Annotated in this window: 16 protein-coding genes; 11 read left to right on the top strand and 5 right to left on the bottom strand. The window is 53.7% G+C overall.

Annotated elements, in window-relative coordinates; all coding sequences use genetic code 11:
- Window positions 1-397: 397 nt before the first annotated feature.
- Window positions 398-3187: an insulinase family protein gene (locus K0I63_RS12550; protein WP_220081257.1), complete on the bottom strand. Its 2790-nt coding sequence runs from the start codon at window positions 3185-3187 to the stop codon at window positions 398-400.
- Between the two features lie 211 nt (window positions 3188-3398).
- Between K0I63_RS12550 and sixA the strand changes: the two genes are divergently transcribed.
- The gene (sixA, locus tag K0I63_RS12545) at window positions 3399-3869 is read left to right on the top strand and encodes a phosphohistidine phosphatase SixA (RefSeq protein WP_144200613.1); all 471 of its coding nucleotides are present in this window, start codon (window positions 3399-3401) and stop codon (window positions 3867-3869) included.
- A 187-nt stretch (window positions 3870-4056) separates the two neighbouring features.
- Here sixA and smrB read toward each other — a convergent pair whose 3' ends face one another.
- Entirely contained in the window at window positions 4057-4584 is a 528-nt protein-coding gene (gene smrB, locus K0I63_RS12540; protein ID WP_220081256.1) for an endonuclease SmrB, read from the bottom strand.
- 79 nt (window positions 4585-4663) lie between these two features.
- Between smrB and prmB the strand changes: the two genes are divergently transcribed.
- From prmB to K0I63_RS12510, 6 genes are all read left to right on the top strand, one after another.
- Entirely contained in the window at window positions 4664-5608 is a 945-nt protein-coding gene (gene prmB / locus K0I63_RS12535; protein WP_220081255.1) for a 50S ribosomal protein L3 N(5)-glutamine methyltransferase, read from the top strand.
- Between the two features lie 131 nt (window positions 5609-5739).
- The gene (gene aroC / locus K0I63_RS12530) at window positions 5740-6834 is read left to right on the top strand and encodes a chorismate synthase (RefSeq protein WP_220081254.1); all 1095 of its coding nucleotides are present in this window, start codon (window positions 5740-5742) and stop codon (window positions 6832-6834) included.
- 232 nt (window positions 6835-7066) lie between these two features.
- Entirely contained in the window at window positions 7067-8227 is a 1161-nt protein-coding gene (locus K0I63_RS12525; protein WP_220083440.1) for an MFS transporter, read from the top strand.
- A gap of 23 nt (window positions 8228-8250) precedes the next feature.
- On the top strand, window positions 8251-9417 hold the full coding sequence (locus K0I63_RS12520; protein WP_220081253.1) for an ATP-NAD kinase family protein: 1167 nt from the start codon (window positions 8251-8253) through the stop codon (window positions 9415-9417).
- A 22-nt stretch (window positions 9418-9439) separates the two neighbouring features.
- Window positions 9440-9721, top strand: coding sequence for a YfcL family protein (locus K0I63_RS12515; protein ID WP_220081252.1), 282 nt, complete (start codon window positions 9440-9442; stop codon window positions 9719-9721).
- Window positions 9722-9723: 2 nt separating this feature from the next.
- Entirely contained in the window at window positions 9724-10248 is a 525-nt protein-coding gene (locus K0I63_RS12510; protein ID WP_220081251.1) for an RNA methyltransferase, read from the top strand.
- Window positions 10249-10330: 82 nt separating this feature from the next.
- Here K0I63_RS12510 and mnmC1 read toward each other — a convergent pair whose 3' ends face one another.
- Complete coding sequence (gene mnmC1 / locus K0I63_RS12505) at window positions 10331-12154, bottom strand: FAD-dependent 5-carboxymethylaminomethyl-2-thiouridine(34) oxidoreductase MnmC1 (protein WP_258406864.1); 1824 nt, start codon at window positions 12152-12154, stop codon at window positions 10331-10333.
- Window positions 12155-12494: 340 nt separating this feature from the next.
- Here mnmC1 and fabB point away from each other — a divergent pair, with 340 nt between their 5' ends.
- Window positions 12495-13706 carry a beta-ketoacyl-ACP synthase I gene (gene fabB / locus K0I63_RS12500; RefSeq protein WP_011866207.1) on the top strand — a complete coding sequence of 404 codons (1212 nt, stop codon included), beginning with the start codon at window positions 12495-12497 and terminating at the stop codon, window positions 13704-13706.
- A 142-nt stretch (window positions 13707-13848) separates the two neighbouring features.
- Here the strand turns inward: fabB and K0I63_RS12495 are convergent, their stop codons facing one another.
- Window positions 13849-14586 (bottom strand): YciK family oxidoreductase, encoded by a 738-nt coding sequence (locus K0I63_RS12495; protein WP_220081249.1) that lies wholly within the window; start codon window positions 14584-14586, stop codon window positions 13849-13851.
- Window positions 14587-14846: 260 nt separating this feature from the next.
- Between K0I63_RS12495 and K0I63_RS12490 the strand changes: the two genes are divergently transcribed.
- From K0I63_RS12490 to K0I63_RS12480, 3 genes are all read left to right on the top strand, one after another.
- Entirely contained in the window at window positions 14847-17333 is a 2487-nt protein-coding gene (locus K0I63_RS12490; protein ID WP_220081248.1) for a VolA/Pla-1 family phospholipase, read from the top strand.
- A gap of 128 nt (window positions 17334-17461) precedes the next feature.
- On the top strand, window positions 17462-18493 hold the full coding sequence (gene sohB / locus K0I63_RS12485) for a protease SohB (protein WP_220081247.1): 1032 nt from the start codon (window positions 17462-17464) through the stop codon (window positions 18491-18493).
- Window positions 18494-18631: 138 nt separating this feature from the next.
- Window positions 18632-19645 carry a helix-turn-helix transcriptional regulator gene (locus tag K0I63_RS12480; protein ID WP_220081246.1) on the top strand — a complete coding sequence of 338 codons (1014 nt, stop codon included), beginning with the start codon at window positions 18632-18634 and terminating at the stop codon, window positions 19643-19645.
- Here K0I63_RS12480 and K0I63_RS12475 read toward each other — a convergent pair.
- Window positions 19642-20877, bottom strand: a complete 1236-nt coding sequence (locus K0I63_RS12475; protein WP_220081245.1) for an SO2930 family diheme c-type cytochrome — start codon at window positions 20875-20877, stop codon at window positions 19642-19644. The genes K0I63_RS12480 and K0I63_RS12475 overlap by 4 nt on opposite strands.
- Window positions 20878-20913 lie beyond the last annotated feature (36 nt).

Here is a 20913-nt window from a genome sequence, read left to right as displayed (position 1 = left end):
AAGACGCTAATAATCAGTGTCCTGGCGTTGCGACAATGTTGGGTCGGCGCAGTGAGGTAAAAACAGGTTCGATCTGTTAACGATTCTCACCGTAGTCTCGTAGTGGATCAGATAGGGGGTTTAAAACACAAGAACTAACCAATGGATTAAGATGAATGTATCAAGTACTGAGGCCAGCAACTCAATCTTAAACACCCAGAGTGAACTAGTATCCAGCAAGAAAAAGCTCTTTAGCACACTATTAGAAGAACGCTACCTCAAGTACAGTGCCTTAACACTGTGGCTATTTAGGTTCAAAGCCCAAAGCCCAAAGCCCAAAGCCCAAAGCCCAAAGCCCAAAGCCCAAAGCCCAAAGCCTTGGACACTAATGTGCCAGACTCTAGGGGAGGGCACTAGCCTAATAGCTAAACTTGGCGGCTCGCTGTTTAAAGCTTCTCAGATCTGTGATCATATTGTCTGAGGTCAGCTGTTCCTGATTTCTGTGTTGCTCTCCTGTTGTGAAGAGGATCAGGCGGTCGCCGTGTTTGGTGCGCATCTTCTGCATCATAAACTTAATCAGATCCGAACGGGTGAGTTCGCCAATTTGCTCGGCAACAAGTTCTCGCTGATTAAAGTCGTAGTCTTTGTTTCCTATGCTCGACCAATATCTCTGCCCCCGGGTCTTAAGGTTTGGATCGTGTTCCATGATCTGGTTGATCAGCCCTTGCTTGGTGAGTTCCCATTGATCATTGGTGATCTGCATGACGGCGTAGTTAAAGTCGGCAATAAACTCATCTATGGCCTCCAGTAGCTTTAAGGGGCCGGCGGTGGGCGATTGCACATAGAAGATCATCCCAGGATAACGATTCAGCGGCAGATAACCCGTGCCCACCATGTAACCTAGTTGACGCTTGGTTCTCAGTTCGTGGAAGAAGGTCGAGGACATGGTGTGATTTAACAGGCTAAACAGGGCCATTTTTAGGGGGGTTGCCTGGGACGACTGGTAGTAGACTATGATGCTGCTGTCCTGATGATTAACGCTGACCTCACGCATCAGGGTGCCGACATTCTCAAGTTTGATCAGCTCTCGCTCCGACTCACCGCTGGGTGAGGAGACCAAAGAGAGTATGTGATCCAATCGTTTACCCAGGGCCTGAGCCTCTTCGGTCAGCCAGTCGCCATAGACCAGACCCTCGAGATGGATCTTCTCATAGAAGGCCCGCACATGGTTGTGGAGATCGTCCAGGGTAATGTCTTCTAGCTCCTCAGCCATACGTTGCGGCTCGAAACTGCGTTTCTGCAGCGTTACCGTCAGGCTGGTAAATAGCTGAGAGATGGGCTTTGCGCGGCTCTGATTAAACCAGTTGCGTAGGATCTGCTTCTTTATCTGCTTAAACCTGTCCTGGGTAAAGTTGCGTTCCCTAGCTTTGTTGATCAGCAGTGACAGTAGGGCCTCTTGTTTACCGGTCAAGCCGGTTAGATGCAGAGTGATCCCCCCTTGGTGAGGGTAGATGTTGTAGCTGAGCCCGGCGACTTCGGCTGGATAGGTAAACTCGGTCAAATAATCGAGCAGCATCTCCACGTAGAGGCGGGTCAGCGCTGCATGTTTTGGGGTAGCGGCTGCCTGGTGCGAATCCAGGGACAAGTACATATGTCCCTTTGGCACGTTAAACTCGTCATCTTTCTTATGCCAAATTCGGTAGCCAGTTTCCTGACAGACGACAACGGGCACCGGATGGTCACTCTTAACGTCTCTGGCGATCGAGTCTTCGATGATAAAGGGGTTAGGCTCCGGCAGTTTCAGCGCCTCTCGAATCTCAGGCTCGCGCCAATGCTTGAGCCTCTGTGCATCTATGGGTTTCATCTGATAGGGCGAGTGATACCAGGCGGCCTGTTTCTCTGTGTCTAAGTCGGGTGAGATCAGCTGAATACGTAAGTTATCCGGGCTCATCAGATCCAGCAATTCGGTGACCTGAGCTACATCCAAACCATCCATGCGATAGTCGCCATAGATGAGATCAGATACCTCGTAGTGGTGCATGTTGATGCTGAGATGGCTGGCCAGATCCAGTGGTTTGATCTGTTCCTGATATTTGAAGGCAAGCTTGAGCAGGTTGGCTCGCTCTTGATAGCGCCATGCCTGCATGCCCTGGGTCTTGATCAGCTTCAGGTATTCGAAGCTCGCCTGAATCACATCGTCGAGCTGTAGCAGGCCTTTCTCGGTCAGCTGAATGCTGATGTTATAGTCTTTAAAGTTATAGCCATTGACGCCGCCACCGGCTGAGAGATTGATGGCCAGCCCCTGATCCTTTAGGTGACTCAGCAGGCTGCCCTTGCCCTCATAGCCCAATAGATGACTGATAAAGGTCAGCGGCTTGCGCTTATAGAAGCGGTCGATGGCGGGAAGGGGAAAGGTGATCGCCACGCGGCGCTGCTCTTTTAGCGGCACTATGTTGATCTGTTGGCCAAGCTGAGCGGCTTCATAGATGGCCACATTTGGGTATTGCTTTGCCAGCTTGCGGTTTTCAATCGGCGCAAAATAGCTCTCGGCCAATGCCAAGAGTTCTGCAAGTGGCAAGGGCGCTACCAGACACAGGGTCATCAGGTTGGCGCTGTAATGGGTCTGATAGAAATCCAGCAGCTCTTGCCTAAGGGCTTTCTCATCGCCGTCTAAGGTCTTGAGATTGCCAACCGAAAACTTTGAAAAGGGATGAGCCGGATTAACCGTTTCCTTCTGAACCTGATAGGTGCGGCGGATATCATCTTTGAGTTTTAGGCTGAATTCGGACTCGATGGCGTGGCGCTCTCTATCGACCAGCTCAAGATCGAAGCAGGGCGCGATAAAAAACTGGCTAAAGCGATCCAGCGACTCCTCGAACACCTCGGCGTCGATGGAGAAGAAGAAGTTGGTCTGCTCCGTGCCTGTCCAGGCGTTGTTACTGCCGCCGTGTTGATTGATGAAGGCATGATACTCGCCAGACTTGGGGTATTTTTCCGTGCCCAGAAACAACATATGCTCGAGAAAATGCGCCATGCCGGGACGCGAAGCGGGATCGTCAAAATGACCGACGTTGACCGCCATCGATGCCGCGGCCTGTTGCGCCTGGAGATCTTCCACTAGCAATACACGTAGCCCATTGTCCAGCTGCAGATACTGATACTGGCGATGATCGTTGGGGCTTTTAGTGATCGGCATAGATGTTTGCAATGGCTGGCTCCATCCTTATGCTGGACAAACGTATGATATTCATCGGAGTTTAGGCGACTAAAGCGGTAAGCCTACATATTGAGCCTCAAAAAAGACTTTGGCAAATATCTTATCCATTATTCGACTAATTAATAACAGGGTTAAGGTTTGTTGCGCTGCACTTTAACGCTACAATTCATAGTAGAACAAGAATAATCATAGCGAGAGTAGTATGAAGCTATATTTGATGCGACATGGCGAGGCGGGTTATCACGCCCACTCAGATCGAGAACGAGTACTGACAGAAATCGGCCGTTATCAGACTGAATTGATGAGTAATTGGTTGGCCCGTGATGTGACCGAGTTCGATCTCGTGTTGGTGAGTCCCTATCTGCGTGCGCAGCAAACATGGCAGGAAGTGAGTAAGCACTTCCCCGAACCGAGAAAGTGGCTGGTATTAGACGAGCTGACTCCATCGGCCGAGCCGACCCTAGCCGCCGATCTGACCCTGGCCTACGCCGAACAGTATAAGGCGGACAGTGTGTTAGTGATTGCCCACATGCCGCTGCTAGGTTATATGGTGAGCGAGTTGGTGCCTGGTATAGAGCCGCCGCTGTTTGCGACTTCTGGTGTGACCCTGATAGACCGTCACGGTGAGCGTGGTTCGCTCAGCTGGCAGCATACGCCGCACACGGTGAGCTAACTCATAGAAAAATGCATTAACGCATTTGCGTAACTGTTGACCACATAAACAAAACCACATAAACAAAAGGACGCCTCGGCGTCCTTTTTGATCTCTACTGAAATAAGAAGGCGGCTATTCAGTCCGCTCGTCAATCAAGCAGTGAGCTTTATCGTATCTGCTGGTCACATTCCCAAAAGACAAAGGACTAATCCCAGCTCGGCAACTCGCCAACGTCAATCAACACCAGGAGGGCCGCATCGCCGCCCCATTCCTTAGGCGCCTTGTGAAAGGCCTTAACCAGAGGGTGCTGGGCAAGCCACATGGGAAGATTCTGTTTTAAGATGCCGGTGCCGTGGCCATGCATGACGCAGCAGCAGTGGCTGTGCTGTTTAACGCAGGCCTGGATTAGGGCCGCAAGTTCGAGTTTGGCCTCGGTTTGGCGCATGCCGTGCAGGTCTAGCAGTAGGTCCGGCTGATAGTCGCCGCGTCTGAGCCGTTTGAGCTCGTGGCTGTCGACATCCTCTCGCGACCAGCGCATGGCGCCCTCTAGCGGCAACAGGGGCTGGTAGGTATCGGAAAAATAGCTGTCGGCGTGCAGCTGGGTGGTGGCAATCTCCAGCTCTCGCTTCGGTTTTTGCGGCGCGGCGAAATGACGCTTATCCTGTTTAAGCGGCTTTATCCCTTTGGTTAACGCTGAAAAAAGCGCCAATTCATCATCATTTTCTTTATTCATGGCGCTATTTTATTGAATCCGATGCCATATGAATAGAGTTCAGTTACAATGAGGCGGAACTATCTAGCGGGAGCCAGTTTTGGACAAGATTTTTGTTGATGAAGCCGTGACGGAATTACGTACAATCGGCGATATGTTACGTTGGGCGGTGAGCCGCTTTAACGATGCCAATATCTACTATGGTCATGGTACCGATAACGCTTGGGATGAAGCGATCGCTCTCGTATTCCATGCACTGCATCTGCCAGAAGAGATTGGTCAGCAGGTGATCCATAGCAATCTCACCAGCAGTGAAAAGCATAAGATTGTCGAGCTCATCATTCGCCGGGTACGCGAGCGTCTGCCCGTGCCGTATTTGACCAACCGCGCCTTCTTTGCCGGCCTGGAGTTCTATGTGGACGACAGGGTGTTGGTGCCGCGCTCGCCGATCGCCGAGATGATCGCTAACCGTTTCAGCCCTTGGCTCTATAACAAGCCGGTTAACCGTATTCTGGATCTCTGTACCGGCAGCGCCTGTATTGCCGTCGCCTGTGCCTATGAGTTTGAAGATGCCGAGGTCGATGCTATCGACATCAGCAGCGATGCGCTGGAAGTGGCGCAGATTAACATTGAATCATTAGGCGTGATGGACAGAGTATTCCCTATCGAGTCTGACATGTTTGCCGCCATTCCTAAGGGGCCGCAATACGATCTGATTGTCTCTAACCCACCTTATGTGGATGCCGAAGATATCGGTGACATGCCAGAGGAATATCATCACGAGCCAGAGCTAGGCTTAGCCTCGGGGCGCGATGGTTTGGATCTCACCAAGCGCATCCTTGCCAATGCGGCCGATTATCTGACTCAAGATGGCCTTTTGGTGGTCGAGGTGGGTAATTCTATGGTTCATCTTATGGAGCAGTTCCCCGAGGTGCCATTTACCTGGGTTAACTTCGAGCACGGTGGCGACGGCGTGTTCGTGCTGACTCGCGATCAGTTAGTTGAAAATGAATCACTTTTCGCCATCTACAAAGATAGTGAATAATGTGTGGTCGTCTAGAGTCTGATTGGCCAATGTTTTGTCGGCTTAGAATGACTAAGCCGATTTAGGAATATAGCCAGTGGCGGCTTTAGGTTATGCTGAGGCAAATAATCAAGTAGAGGTGAAGTAAGCGAATGTCGGGTAATAGTATCGGTCAAAATTTTGTGGTGACGACTTTTGGTGAAAGCCACGGTAAAGCCTTAGGTTGTATTATCGATGGCTGCCCTCCGGGTCTGGCTATCGATGAAGCCGATATGCAGCATGATCTCGACAGGCGCCGTCCGGGCACCTCGCGATACACCACAGCCAGACGCGAGCCGGATCAGGTGAAGATCCTCTCGGGTGTATTCGAGGGGCAAACTACCGGTACCTCTATAGGCTTAGTGATCGAGAATACCGATCAACGTAGCCAGGATTACTCCAACATCAAAGATCAGTTCCGTCCGGGCCACGCCGACTACACCTATCAGCAAAAATATGGCCTTAGGGATTATCGCGGTGGCGGGCGCTCATCGGCGCGGGAAACCGCCATGCGTGTGGCGGCCGGCGCTGTGGCCAAGAAGTATCTAAAACAGGTGCACGGCATAGAGATCAAGGGTTATCTGTCACAGCTTGGGCCTATCTGCGCCGAGACCCTGGATTTCGATCAGGTTGAGCACAACGCTTTCTTCTTTCCCGATGTTGCCAAGCTCGAGCAACTTGACGAGTATATGCGTGAGCTTAAAAAGAGCGGTGACTCCATAGGCGCTAAGGTGTCTGTGGTGGCGACCAATGTGCCTGTGGGACTGGGCGAGCCGGTGTTCGACCGTCTCGATGCCGATATCGCTCATGCCCTGATGGGGATCAACGCTGTCAAAGGGGTGGAGATTGGCGATGGCTTTGCCGTGGTAAACCAGAAGGGCTCAGAGCACAGAGATCTGATGTCGCCCGAGGGGTTCGCCTCTAACCATGCGGGCGGTATTCTCGGTGGGATCTCGTCGGGTCAGCCAATCGTCGCGCATATCGCCATGAAGCCGACTTCCAGCATCAGCGTGCCAGGAGAGAGCATGACGGTGCAGGGCGAGCGTGCCGAGGTGGTTACCAAGGGCCGTCACGATCCCTGTGTAGGGATTCGCGCCGTGCCGATCGCCGAGGCCATGTTGGCTATCGTCCTGATGGACCATCTCCTCAGGCACAGGGCGCAAAACATGAATGTCGAGAGCATCACCCCTGTGATTGGGATGAAGTAAGACGCAATTGAGCGAATTGGAGGGCACAGAAATGTGCCTTCTTTTATGGGAGCCATTAATGTTATGGGTTCCAGTCATTATAAGAATTCAGAATTAAAGTCATTATAAGAAGTCGCTCCGAGTCATATCGAGAGCAGATAATAACCCTGCTAGAAATCGCCCTACACATAGGAATCGCCCTACACAAATGTCGTCCAACGCCCAGTCATCCACTAGCATGTCGCCAAATGGCATGTCACAGCCTGATCCACAACACCAACTGCACTGGATTAGCGCCTGTTACTTTTTCTTCTTCGCGATCCTCGGCGTGCTGGTGCCTTATCTTGGGGTCTTCTTCGAGAACCGGGGCTTCGATGCCCAGCAGATCGGCTTTTTGCTCGCCATCTTGATGGCGACGCGCATCATAGCCCCGAATATCTGGGCCATGGTGGCCGATAAGACGGGCATGCGTGGCCAGCTGGTGAAGATGGGGGCGGCCTGCTCGGCGGTCACCTTTATGAGTTTCTTCTATCACGGTGGCTTTGTCTATCTGGCCATCAGCCTCAGCATCTATACCTTCTTCTGGAACGCTATCTTGGCCCAGCTCGAGGTGATTACCCTAGAGACCCTGGGGGAGAACACCGGGGGCTATGGTAAGATCCGCAGCTTCGGCAGCCTGGGTTATCTGGTGTTCGTGGTCAGCGTAGGCTTTGCCATCAGCCAGTTCGGCACAGAGATCTTGCCCTTCGTCGGTCTGGCCCTGTTCCTTGGCTTGCTGGGCTGCTCCCTGTCTCTGCCAAGTACCCGGGTGAAGGTCGACAAGAGCCAGGTACCCACGCCTCTGAAGCTAGATGCGGGTATCATCTGGTTCTTGCTATCGGCCATGTTGCTGCAGATGAGCGCCGGACCTTTCTACGGCTTTTTTGTGCTGTATCTGAAACAGGTGGGTTACAGCGAGTCTAGTGCCGGTATCTATGTCGCTCTTGGGGTGCTGGCCGAGATTGTCATGTTTATGTTTGCGCCGAGATTGTTGGGTCGATATGGGGTCAGTGCCTTGCTGGTTATCTCTATCGGCTTCACGGCGGTGCGGTGGCTACTCATGACCTTTTGTGCCAGCAACATGATCTGGCTCGGGGTTAGTCAGCTGCTGCATGCCTTTACCTTTGGTCTGGTGCATGCGGCCTCGATTCAGTTCGTTCATCAAAGATTCGACGTGCGTCACCGCAGTAAGGGGCAGGCGCTTTATGCCAGCCTGAGTTTTGGTGTCGGCGGCGCGCTGGGCACCTGGCTGTGCGGCTTCATCTGGGGGGACGGTTCCCAGGCTTGGCTGAGCTGGTTGGCGGCCGCCGTTTGTGCCCTACTGTCCATGCTTGCGGTACTGTTAATCCCTAAGGCGCGCGAAATCGCAAAATAATAAGAGATGATAAGGAAATATCCATGAAACAGACATTTCGCCTCGGCGTGATCATCAATCCTCTGGCAGGCCTTGGAGGGAGTGTGGCACTCAAGGGAAGCGATGGCGTGGCGGATGAGGCGATAGCCCGCGGCGCCGAGCCTAAGGCTCATCTGAGAATGGCCCAGGCGCTAGAGGTGATTAAACCTTATCTGGATAAGATCACTGTCGTTACCGCCTCCGGTGCCATGGGCGCCGATTTAGCCGCGAAGATGGGATTTAACCATCAGGTGGTTTATCAGGCGGGTGATACCACCGCGGCCAGCGATACCCAAGCCGCCGCCAAGGCGCTGCAGGCCGCAGGCGTGGATCTCTTGCTGTTTGCCGGTGGCGACGGCACGGCGCGTGATCTGTTTGAGGTGGTCGATGAGGCTCAGCCTGTGCTGGGCGTGCCGGCCGGGGTGAAGATTCATTCGGGCGTCTATGGTATTACGCCTCACGCCTCGGGCATGGTGGTCAAGTTGCTGCTAGAGGGCGCTTTGGTGAGCCTGATGTCGGCCGATGTGATGGATATCGACGAGGTGGCCTTCAGGCAAGGTGTGGTAAGGGCGCGCCGATTCGGCGAGATGCAGGTGCCTGCCGAACCGCGCTACATTCAGGCGGTCAAGATGGGCGGCAAAGAGGTCGATGAGTTGGTGCTGGCGGATATCGCCGCCGAGGCGATTGAGCAGATAGACGATGGGCTCGCCATCATGGGCTCGGGCAGCACAGTCGCCGCCGTGATGGAGGAACTTGGGCTGGATAACACCCTGCTCGGGGTGGATCTGATTGACGCGGGCGAGCTGCTTGCCAGCGATCTCAGCGCCCAGTCGCTGCTCGAGGCAACCACTGGTCGTGAGTGTAAGTTAGTGATCACCCTCATCGGCGGCCAGGGGCATATCCTGGGACGGGGCAACCAACAGTTGTCGCCGGCGCTTATTCGTCAGGTGGGCAAGGAGAATATTATCATCCTGGCGACAAAAACTAAGTTAAAAGCACTTGAAGGTCGGCCCTTAATTGTGGATAGTGGCGACCCAGAGTTAGACAGTGAATTATGTGGTTATTATAAAGTCGTGACCGGCTACCACGATTATGTGATGTATCAGGTGGCTAATCCTGACCTAATCAGCCTAGATTTAGTCAGCCCAGATGTGATCGGGCAGCCTGAATAGCAAGATGACAATTGGAGACACAATGTTAGAGCAGTATGAGCAAGCATTAGACGAGTGGATCGCCACCAAGGTAGCAGGCGGTGATGACGACCAACTCTTTGCCAGTGGTTACCTACAGGGGCATGTGGCTGTGGTGCTGTCAGAGCTCGAGCAGGAAACGGTGCAAGACAGCGAGGCGCTGGAGGCTAAGATGCAGACCTGTCTGGAAACGGCCAAGTCTGAGCTCGAGCCTGCCGATTATGCCCTGGTGGTTAATGCCTGGGCTGAGCTGCGCGAGAAGATGGCTCAGGTAGAAAACGCCTAGTCATGGCTAATGCAAGCAAGGTGATCATAGGGCTGCAAAACCCAAAGAGCCCGACGAACGTGGGCGGCGTGATGCGCGCCGCCGGCTGTTATCGCGCCGATGAGGTGCGTTATACGGGTAAACGTTATGCGCTGGCTGCCCTGCACAGGGGCGAGCAGTACAATACCGACACCAAGCGGGTGAGTCAGCATATTCCCCTCAATGGGGTAGAGTCGCTGCTTGACTCACTCGATGCCGATACCAAGGTGATCTGCGTCGATCTGGTGGAAGGTGCCACGCCGCTGCCGGCCTTTAGCCATCCGCAAAAGGCCATCTATCTCTTCGGTCCAGAAGATGGCACCCTAGATCAGGCGCTTATCGACTGCGCCGATGAGGTGGTCTATGTCCCGACCGTGGGTTGCATGAATCTGGCCTCCTCGGTCAATGTGCTGCTTTACGACAGACTGGCCAAGGGGGAGCATCTCTCGGGCGATGACCTCATTCGTGCAAGCCGTGACACTAACAACCGCGTCAAGGTCAAAGCCTAACTCATCAGGTGGATCATTTACCAAGGGCTTAACGACTCGCCCTTGGTTCTCATTGCTTACCCCTAATCTCTCAAATTAGCGCTTACAGCGCCTTACCCTTTATCAGCTTTCTCATCCACATACGGTTGGGGTTGAGCAGGGCTAATATATCCTGAGTGGCGGGCAGGAGCTCGCCGCAAAGCTGGGCGGCTAAGATCTCTGCCGCCAGTGGGCCAGAGGTGAGGCCCCGCGAGCCAAGTCCGCCGAGAATAAACAGTCCCTGATGAACGGGTGCTGGTGTCGTCTGCCAACACTTGGCGCTCTCCTTGGGGCTCTTCTTGCTTTGCTGATGGTTGATATAGGTAGCCGATATCGCCTCAAAGTCAGGGGCACAGCCCATCATGGGGGCATGATCCCGTGTGACCATGCGCACGCCTACGCGAGCGCTATGGCCTGTAATATCTACCGCCTTGGTCCACTCGCCGCCGTAGCTGGTGCGGATCTTGTCTAAATTCTCCACCTGCTCCACCGCGCTGTAATCGAGGTTACTGGCGTCTTTCACATAGCTGGCCCCTGTGCAGTGCAGCTTATCGTGGGCAGGGGTTAGGTAGCCGTGGGCGCAGAGTACCGTCTTAAGATCCTTAAGTGGCGCTCTTGCCGGTATATGGCTGACCTGACCACGAAAACCGCTGATGGGTAAGTGGTCGGTTTGGGCGAAATCAGTCAGGTGGCGGCCATTGGCCAGCACCAGATTGGCAAAGGGGCCAAATTCGACTTCTTGACTATCTTGAATGGCGCTGAGATACCATTGCTGGTTCTCAAATCTAATCGCCGTGACTTGGCATTGGTAGTGGCTGGTCTGTTTACCTAACTGCTCGGCTTGGCTGATGGCCGCGCGGGTAAAGGCCTGTGGCGATACCCAACCTGCGAGCGGATAGTAGATCCCCTGGTGCTCGATGCTGACTCCGGCGAGCGCCGTGGCCTGGAGGGCATCGACAGGGCGAGCGATAGATTCTGCCCAGGGCTGGGCGTTGATTATCTTGGCGAGGCGCTTATGGCTGCGCTCATCGTGGCCGGTCTGCAGCACGCCGCAAAAATCATGGGGGATCTCATGGCCCGCCTCAAGGAGCTGCTTAATCCTTTGACGGCTAAAGAGGTAACCCTGCAAAAAATAGTGACTCAGGCTGCCATGTTCTGGGGTGAGCAGGGGATAGATAGCGCCCTGTTTGTTGCCCGAGGCCTGCTCGCCCGGCGCCTTATCCATACAGAAGAAGCTAACCTTTTTGCCGCGCTCGGCCAGTGAGAGCGCCAGATTCGCGCTGGCGACCCCACCACCTATGATGGCGGTTTCTCCCTCACGACCTTGTGTTAAGGGGTTGAAGGCGAACTTATCTAATTGTTGGCGCCTGAGGGCGCGCCGCTCCTGCATGGCGATATCCTGAGACGCGATACTTGGTTTTTCGGCCAGGGTCACGAGTTGGTCATCTTTTAGGGGTAAGTTAAGGCGATAGCAGGTAAAACCCGCCTTAATGATCAACTGGGTCAGTAAGTTTGTACTGGCGTTATCTGAGGTCTTGTCTAGATTGACGTCGCTATTCTCTAGAAGGAGAAACTCGGCGTTATCTTGGCTGAGGCGCGCCATCTGCCAGATAAGCGCCTCATCGGTAGCCTGGGTATCCGCCAACCAGCCTTGGATTGCTTGACTTGCTAAGCTTGGGGCAACTAACGCCTTGAGCTGGGAAAGCGGATCGCCAAGATGGATGTCGATGATAAGCCGCGCGTTTGCCAGCTTGAGCCTGTGACAGCCCGATACCCGAGCATCGCAAATCGCCTTAATCTGTTCTTTGGCTGGTGACGCCAGGGTTTCACTCTCGGCTAGGGCCTTAAGCCAGCATGCCTGATGCTGGGCAAACAGGTGTAGATGCAATTGCTGCTTTTGAGGGGGCTGTTTTGAACCAGCTTGCGTTAGTCGCTCTGTTATAAGCGCGGCTGGCCAGTTGGCATCACTGCTTGGGAGTAGGGCGATAATTTGGTGAGAGTTTTGACTCTTTACCGCCGATAAATGGCTGAAAATTGCGTCGAATGTAGGCATTTTGTCATTATTTTGTGCGTTATTCGGGTGTTCGGTGGCCAATGAATTTACTCTCAAGGGGATATTAGGCATTATTTTACCTGCCTTTATGGAAAGCTGACCACTTAAATGCAGTAAAAGCGATACTATTGGCGCAGCTAAATTGGTACTAGACGTACGGAATGGATAGTAAATAATGAAAAGAGTCGTGATCACCGGCCTTGGCATAGTGTCAAGTATCGGTAACAACAAGCAAGAAGTCACCGAGTCACTCAAAGCGGGTCGCAGTGGTATTACCCACTCAGATCAGTTTGAAGAAATGAAGCTTCGTAGCCATGTTTGGGGCGACATTAAGTTAGACCCTAAAGAACATATCGACCGTAAAGCATTACGTTTTATGGGTGATGCAGCCGCATACGCTTATATTGCCATGGAGCAAGCGATAGCCGATGCTGGCCTCACCGAAGAACAATATTCAAATCACCGCGTCGGTATCATCGCCGGTACTGGCGGCGCGTCATCGGCTAACCAGGTTCAGGCTGCCGATACTCTGCGTGAGAAAGGTGTGAAGCGCGTTGGTCCTTATATCGTGCCACGCATCATGTCGAGCACGGCCAGTGCCTGTTTGGCCACGCCGTTTAAGATCAAGGGCATGAACTACTCAATCAGTTCGGCTTGTGCAACCAGTGCTCACTGTATCGGCCATGCAGTCGAATTGATTCAGATGGGTAAGCAAGACATGGTCTTCGCTGGTGGTGCAGAAGAGGTGGATTGGACCCTGACCATGGGCTTCGACGCCATGGGCGCACTGTCGACTAAGTATAACGACTGCCCTGAGAAGGCTTCTCGTACCTATGATGCAGACCGTGATGGTTTCGTTATCTCTGGTGGCGGCGGAATCGTGGTTGTCGAAGAGCTTGAGCATGCGCTCGCTCGCGGCGCTAAGATCTATGCCGAAGTGATCGGTTACGGCGCTTCTTCAGATGGTTACGACATGGTTGCACCATCGGGCGAAGGCGCGGTGCGTTGCATGAAGATGGCCCTCGAAGGTGTAGACACACCAATCGACTACATCAACACTCATGGTACTTCAACGCCAGTTGGCGACATGCGTGAGCTGGAAGCCTTGGCCGAAACCTTCGGTGACAACCTGCCAGCTATCGCATCGACCAAGTCTTTGACTGGTCATGCTCTGGGCGCCGCGGGTGTACATGAGGCGATCTACAGCCTGATCATGATGGAGAACAGCTTCATCGCGCCAAGCATCAACATAGATACTCTCGACGAGAAGGCTCAAGGTATGCCTATCGTGACCGAATATCGCGATGCCGAGCTTAACACTATCATGAGCAACAGCTTCGGCTTCGGTGGCACAAACGCTACTCTGGTTATGCGCAAGTACAAGTAATTGCTCAGCTGTTTTTGACAGTTATTAGAAAAGGGAAGCAGATGCTTCCCTTTTTTGTGTCTAGCGTCAGCTGGTCATCTTACTGATAAAAAGTGAAACACGCCCATCAAAGCGGGCGCGTGAGCTATGACTGACCCTTAAACTACTGGGCGTTAAACTGCTGGCCAGTGACGCCTTTAGCGTCGTCACCCATGAGGTAGAGATAGGTCGCCATGATTTCTTCTGGCGCCTTGAGATCCTGTGGGTTCTCTGCCGGGTAGGCATTGGCGCGCATCTTGGTGCGGGTGGCGCCAGGATTGATGCTGTTGACTCTCAGGTTGCTGTCTTCATATTCGTGGGCCAGAGACTGCATCATGCCTTCGGTGGCAAATTTCGAGATAGCATACTCGCCCCAGAAGGCGCGTCCCTGACGGCCAACACTGCTGGAGGTGAACAGGATAGACGCAGCAGGGGCTTTCTTCATCACGGGAAGCAGCGCCTTGGTCATCATGATCTCGGCGACCAAGTTAACTTGTAGCACTTCTTTTACCGAATCCATCGAGATATGTTCGAACGGGCCCAGTACACCCAAGAGGCTGGCGTTGTGCAGCAGGCCGTCGAGGTGACCAAACTGCTGCTCTATGGTTTCGGCCATGTCCTGGTAGTTTTGCTCTGTGGCGCCTTTGAGATCGAGTGGCACGATAGCAGGGGTAGGGTAGCCGGCCTGTTCTATCTCGTCATAGACGGCTTCCAGTTTCTTGACTGTCTTGCCCAGCAAGATCACCGTGGCACCATGTTCAGCGTAGGCCAGAGCAGCGGCGCGACCAATACCATCTCCGGCGCCTGTGACCAGTATCGTTTTATTTTTAAGTAAATCTTTTGCTGCCTGATATTCCAACATGAGTCAATTTTTCCTGTTAGCGGAATTCCCCGCCATTTCTATGATTTATTTGAGCCTGAAACGTATGTTTAAAACAAATGACTGATTAATGACCATCGTTCTGTTGTTTGTGTGTGACAAAATTGTAGCTAACTCAATAATTTTGCGTTAACTTGAGTAGCCATAAGGACACTAAAAGTCCTATTGGTCACACAAGGAAGACTATTGTGACCAATTTTTGGGGAAAACAAAATTATTACAACAAGATTTGGGGAAAAAAGATGAAAAGACTCTTTTTGGGTGTCGCAATTGCATCCGCATTGGGAATGGCTGGTTGTAGCGAAGATAGCGTCGATCAACTCGCAGAGAAGACTGAGCCGCTAATCCCTCTTTCACACATGGTATTCGATCCTGCTAACAGCAAGGTACCATTACCCAACGATCTACTCTTTAGTGGCACCACCGACGGTACCCTGACCATGCCGGGCGAAAAAGCTGACGGCTCAAGCGATTACACCGACCCTCAGATGGCGCTGGGCGCACTGGACGGTTGGTCTACCACCTCTCCCATCTCTATCACGGTTGAACCTGCTACCGACCATGACGGTACCATGCTGACGCTGGCGGCTGCCTCTGTGGCCCAGCCTGGCGCGGTGCGCATGTTCGAAGCCACTGTAGGTGGTCCGCTATCATCGGATCCCGAGTGTCAGTCTGCGCCATCTGTGTCAGCCTGTAAGATAGGCAACGAGCTTCAGTTTGGCGTTGATTTTGTTGCTAGCGCCTCGGGCAACACTATCGCTATCGTACCGCTTAAGCCACTTAAGGCGGGCCAATCTTATGTGTATGCGACCACAGACCTGATTCAAGACTCGGCAGGTCGTCCTATTGCGCCGTCGACCACCTATGCCACGCTGAAACTCGATATCGAGACCAAGCCGCTGCAGACACCCGATCAGCTGATGCTGCAAACGCTAGTGAACAGTTATGAGAAGGGCATGGCTGCTGCTCACGGTGTAGATAGCGCGACTATCAGTTATGCTGGTCTGTTTACTACCCAGTCGATCAGCGATGTCTATGAGACGACTAAGCTACTGATGCTGCAAGAGGGCACACCTTTTGCGCCGTCTATCTCAGTGCCTCAGCCGCATCCGCTGGGGATCACAGTTGCCCAGGCGGCTGGCCTGACACCTGCCGATGGCGTGGCCTATGTGGTCTCTAGTCTAGCCGATGTTTATGTTGCAGAGCTGACCCTGCCTACTTATGGCGCCTGTAACTCTGTGATGTGTAATGGCATCAATGGTAACTGGCATGCGCTGGGCGACAGCCCTGTAGCCGTATTGTTAGCCCTGCAATCGGGTACCCTGAGTCAGCAAAATTACGGCGCTCAGGCCGTGGCGCACGGTATCGACCCCGCGGCCGGTCTGGCAGATCCTGCCCTGTTGGCGGGTAAGACCTGGCTACTCGATGATGGTACGCCGGCCGATAAGGCCAAGCACCTGACTAAGTTCAACCCTATCCCTGCACCAACTGGCGCAGAGAAGGTTCCAGTGTTGATCTCTATGCCAAACGCCGAGCGTCTGGCGCAGTTCTACGCCTCTCAGGGACTACCTTTTACGCCGCCAACTGGTGGTTGGCCGACTACCATCGCCATGCATGGCCTGGGCGGCGGTAAAGAGATGTCACTGGCCTATGCCGGTAGTTATGCCGCAATGGGCGTTGCCACTATCGCCATCGATATGCCGCTGCACGGCGCTCGCTCATTCGATGCCAACGGTGACGGCATCTATGAGGTATCGGCTTCAGATCCAGCATTTGGCGCTGTGATAGGTAACCCTGATGCGTTTAAGAATGGTAACCCCTTGGTGTTTGTTAACATAGCGAGCACTCTGGCGGTACGTGATAACTTCAGACAGGCAACGGTTGACCATCTAGCGCTTCGCGCCGCCCTCACAGGGCTTGCCGGTGGCCTAGCCGCCGCGCAGATGCCGCAGATGTTCGATATCACTAAGATCAGTGCACAGGGTCTGAGCCTTGGCGCCATCGTCGGTACCGACTTTGCTACCTATGCTAACTCTGGCCTGAGCCATCCGGCTAACGGTGCGGATCTTAGCTATGTGCATAAGCTCAATGCGGTTTCTCTGGTTGCGCCAACTGGTGGCTTATCGGGCACCTTCATCGGCTCTGCCACCTTCGGCCCGCTGCTGTTTGAAAACGTGACCGCCAGCGATACCTTCAAGGCATTGATGGATGAGGCTAACGTTGCCGGTTATGAGCCTGGTACGCCAGAGTATGCGGCCCTGGTTCAGGCAGTGTATGCCGAGTTCATTCCAACCTTCGCCTTCGCGGTACAAACTGCGGTAGATGGTGCGGATCCTATCAACCATGCAGCAACGCTTAAATCGACTGGTCTGCCTGTACATCTGATTGAAGTCGTGGGAGATGGCAGCAACTTAGGGGATCAGGTACTACCTAATCGCGTAGACAAGTTCCCTGTGGCGGGTACCGAGCCGCTGATTGCCAACCTGGGTCTTGAGTGTATAGATACCACGACAGTTGGCTCTGGCGCCGTGCGCTTTAGCAAGGGTCATCACAGCTCGCTGATTAGCCCAAGTGAGGTTCCTGGTGTGACAGATGGTAGCGCCGCGGCGGCTACGGTTGAGATGCAGCAGCAAGTTGCCGCGTTTGCCCTGACTGCGGGTAAGGGCCAGGCAAGCGTACTGGTGCAGGATGATTCGGTGATTCAGCCTTGTGCGGTGCCAGCTAACTAAGCCTAAATCCAAAAAGGACTAAATAAAAACCCAGCCTGGCTGGGTTTTTTTATGGCTGGATTTGTTATTGCCCTCAGGGCTGATAGAATAGCGGCCAGATTTTAAAGGCCTGATCACGGAGCTGAATTTTGGAATTTTTGTACGAGTATGGACTCTTTCTGGCAAAAGCCGTCACCATAGTGGTGGCTATCGTCGCCGTCGTGGTGCTGGTGTTGGCCTCGGCGGTGAAGCAGAAGGCCGATAAGGGTGAGCTTAAGCTGACCAATGTGTCTGAGGACCTTAAGGCACTCAAACACGACTTAAAGGAAGAACTGCTGAGCAAGAAGCAGTTTAAGGCCTACGAGAAGGGCCTCAAGGCCGAGGCGAAGGCCAAGGAGAAGGCAGAGAAGGCCGATGGCGAAGCCGCGCCTACGCCTCGTGTATTTGTTATCGACTTCAAGGGCAGCATAGATGCCCATGAGGTGGCGTCACTGCGAGAGGAGATCAGCGCCATCCTGGCCATTGCCGAGCAAGGCGACGAAGTGGTGGTCAATGTCGAGAGTGGCGGCGGCATGGTCCATGGATATGGCTTGGCGGCGAGCCAGCTCGACAGACTGCGCAGCGCCGAGATCCCATTGACCATCTGTGTCGACAAGGTGGCCGCGAGCGGCGGCTATATGATGGCCTGTGTGGCCAATACCATCTATGCCGCGCCTTTTGCCATCGTAGGTTCTATCGGTGTGGTTGCGCAGATCCCTAACTTCAATCGTCTGCTGAAGAAGCATGATATAGATTATGAGCAGCACACCGCAGGTGACTTCAAGCGTACCCTGACCCTGTTTGGTGAAAATACCGACGAAGGAAGACAGAAGTTCCAGGAAGAGCTGGAAGAGACCCATGTATTGTTTAAAGCCTTCATCAGCAAGTACCGTCCTACGCTGGATATTGCCAAGGTGGCGACCGGTGAGCACTGGTATGGTCAGCAGGCGCTGGATCTTGGCTTGGTCGATGGCCTCTCTACCAGTGACGATGTGGTGATGAAGCTTGCCGAAGAGAAGACGGTGATCAAGGTTCGTTATCAGCTGAAGAAGAAGATAGCCGACAAGTTTGCCCACAGCGCCTCACTGGCGGTCAATGCCGTGTTCAATCGCTTGGCGGAAAAGAATCAACCTCTTAACTAAGGCTTGTGACTTTCACCGGATAAAAACCCGCCCTCGGCGGGTTTTTACATATTTGTAACTTTTTATCCCTGCTGGGCTTTTACTCGCCTCTAAAATCTTATACAAAATACTATTATCCTTGGATGTTGTAATGATGAGATGACGAGTAATACCCGCTATCAGGCGACATTAAAAGTTGGCGATCAATCTTATCCCGCCTATGAACTGAGAAGCCTGGTTCATTTCATGGCCGAGCGTTATGGCGAGCATCATGCCCAGCAGCTGTGTCAGGAGATAGGCCTGGGGCTTAACGAGCTGGCCAAGTTAAACTTTGTCTATGTCTGGCAGGTGGACTATGCCATGGCGTTTCTGGGGAACTTAGCTGAAGACCCTCAGATAGGCGCGCGGCTCGGCGAGACCTACAGGGTGGAAGAGCTGGCGCTTATCTGGCCCTATCTGGCCAAGTGTCAGACCTTAGGTGAATGCCTTGAGTTTGTTATCGCCCATCCCGAGCTGGTGGGCAGTGTCTCGGATACCCTAGTGAGCCATGGCGAGCGAAGCCTCTATTTTCGCTGGCTCAATACGGCGAAGATCTCGGCGCCCTATTTCAGCCTGCAGTTTCAAAACAGCGTCTGCTCCATGTTAGCCCTGGCGCGTCAGCTCACGGGGGAGATGGTGACACTCGAGCGGGTGCAGCTGGCCACCCCGGTTCACGACATTGAGTTCCTGGCGGCGTTCTGCCAGGCCGATATTGGTTTCGACGGCGAGTTCTTCGAGTGGGCCATCTCCCATGAAATGCTTTCGCTGCCTGTTGTGTATGACTTCTCTCTGCTACATCTTGATGAGCAGGCTCTGCATGACACCTCCTTGATCGAGAAGGTGTTGGCCATCCTAAACCAGGATTTTCCCAATAACCCTAAGCTGGAGTCGATGGCGCTGAGACTCAACATGAGTGATCGTACCCTGAGACGACACCTGGCGAGTGCAGGCACCAGCTATCAGAAGCTGGTGGATCAGGTGCGCTGCCAGACGGCTATCGGCCTCATCGTTCAGGGCGACAAGAGCATAGTGGATATCGCCGATATCATGGGGTTCGGCGATGTGAGCCATTTTCGTCAGAGCTTCAAACACTGGCTTGGCCTGCCGCCAGGCCAGTTTATTCGCAAGATCTAGCCCCCATGCTGGCAGTTGCCTAAACTGGGCGACAGGCCATCTATCCAGCTTTGTAGCACGGTCAATGCCTCCACATGGCTTAGGCTTCGGCCTATGGGCGGCATACGATCTTTGGGCGCATCTAGTATCTGGCGATAGAGCAAGATGGAGTGCTCACCATCGCCGGGGATGATGTCGTAGGAGAGCCCCTTCTCGCCGCCGTCCCAGCCCGGTGGCTGTTTACAGATCCCATATTGATAGCTGGTGTGATCCACATAGAAACCCAGGCGCAGCCCCGAGATGCTGGCAAAGCCTTCGGCCCTGTGACAGTGGGCGCAGTTGATATCCAAATATCCCTTGGCTCTAATGGTCAGATCGCTGCTCTCATCTGTGATCGCCGGCGCCGAATCTGGGGCGCCGCCCGCCGGCAGGCCGTTCAAGCGCCCCTGGTCGCGCCAATGTTCGAGCTGATTCACCGTCTGATTATCGACTAATACTTCATGGTTTAGCAGGTAGGGCTTGAGGCCTATGGGATAGATCTGGGCGCCACCGTCACCTGCGCGTTGATGGCACACCTTGCATTCCGCCCGGCTGGGCACATGGTAGGTGAATTCGAGCTGCTCGCCTTGACGCGTCAGGCTGTGGGCCTGATTGGCGCCAGCAACGGCGAGGCGCGCCTCGCCGCCTTGCCAGAGATAGGGTAGCGCCGTCCAGCCGCTCTCGCGGTGGATAAGCAGACGGGTCTCGACCAAGGTCTCGTTGGCTTCACCTGTGAGCTGGGTGTCGCTTGGCAAGGCAAAGGTTTTGACAAGCACGGCGCCTACCGGCAGGTCGAAGGTATCGCTCGGGTGATAGTCGATCTGGCTGCCATCGGGCAGGAAGATGTAACGGTATTTATGGGCGTAGTCGGTAAATAGTTGGCTGGAGAGTTCGTAGCTAAAACCTGGGCCATTAGGATCTGCTGTTGGTTTATCAGGCTGCTGAAATAGCCGGTATTGGGACAGAAGCTGACAGTCTTGTGTCATCAGCGCCTGCCAGTTGATCTCCCCCTCCTGGCTATCGCAGATATCCGATGAGGGATCTGTGCCGCCCGTCGGCGGGGTCACAGGTGTGCCAGGCTGGTTGGTGTCTGTGCCTGTTGGATTGGTCGAGGAGTCATCGCTGCCGCCGCAGGCCGTGAGGCATAGCAGCAAGAGAGCTAATAAAACTGGGCTCGAAAGCGGCAGCAAACCTTTTACTGGGCTGGTTAACATAGTTTCGACTCGTGAGAAAAAGGGCCGCCAGATGGC

Source organism: Shewanella rhizosphaerae (assembly GCF_019457655.1).
Classification (GTDB): Bacteria; Pseudomonadota; Gammaproteobacteria; order Enterobacterales; family Shewanellaceae; genus Shewanella; species Shewanella loihica.
The sequence above is the reverse complement of the archived record's forward strand: the minus strand, read 5'-3'. Positions and strand labels throughout refer to the sequence as shown.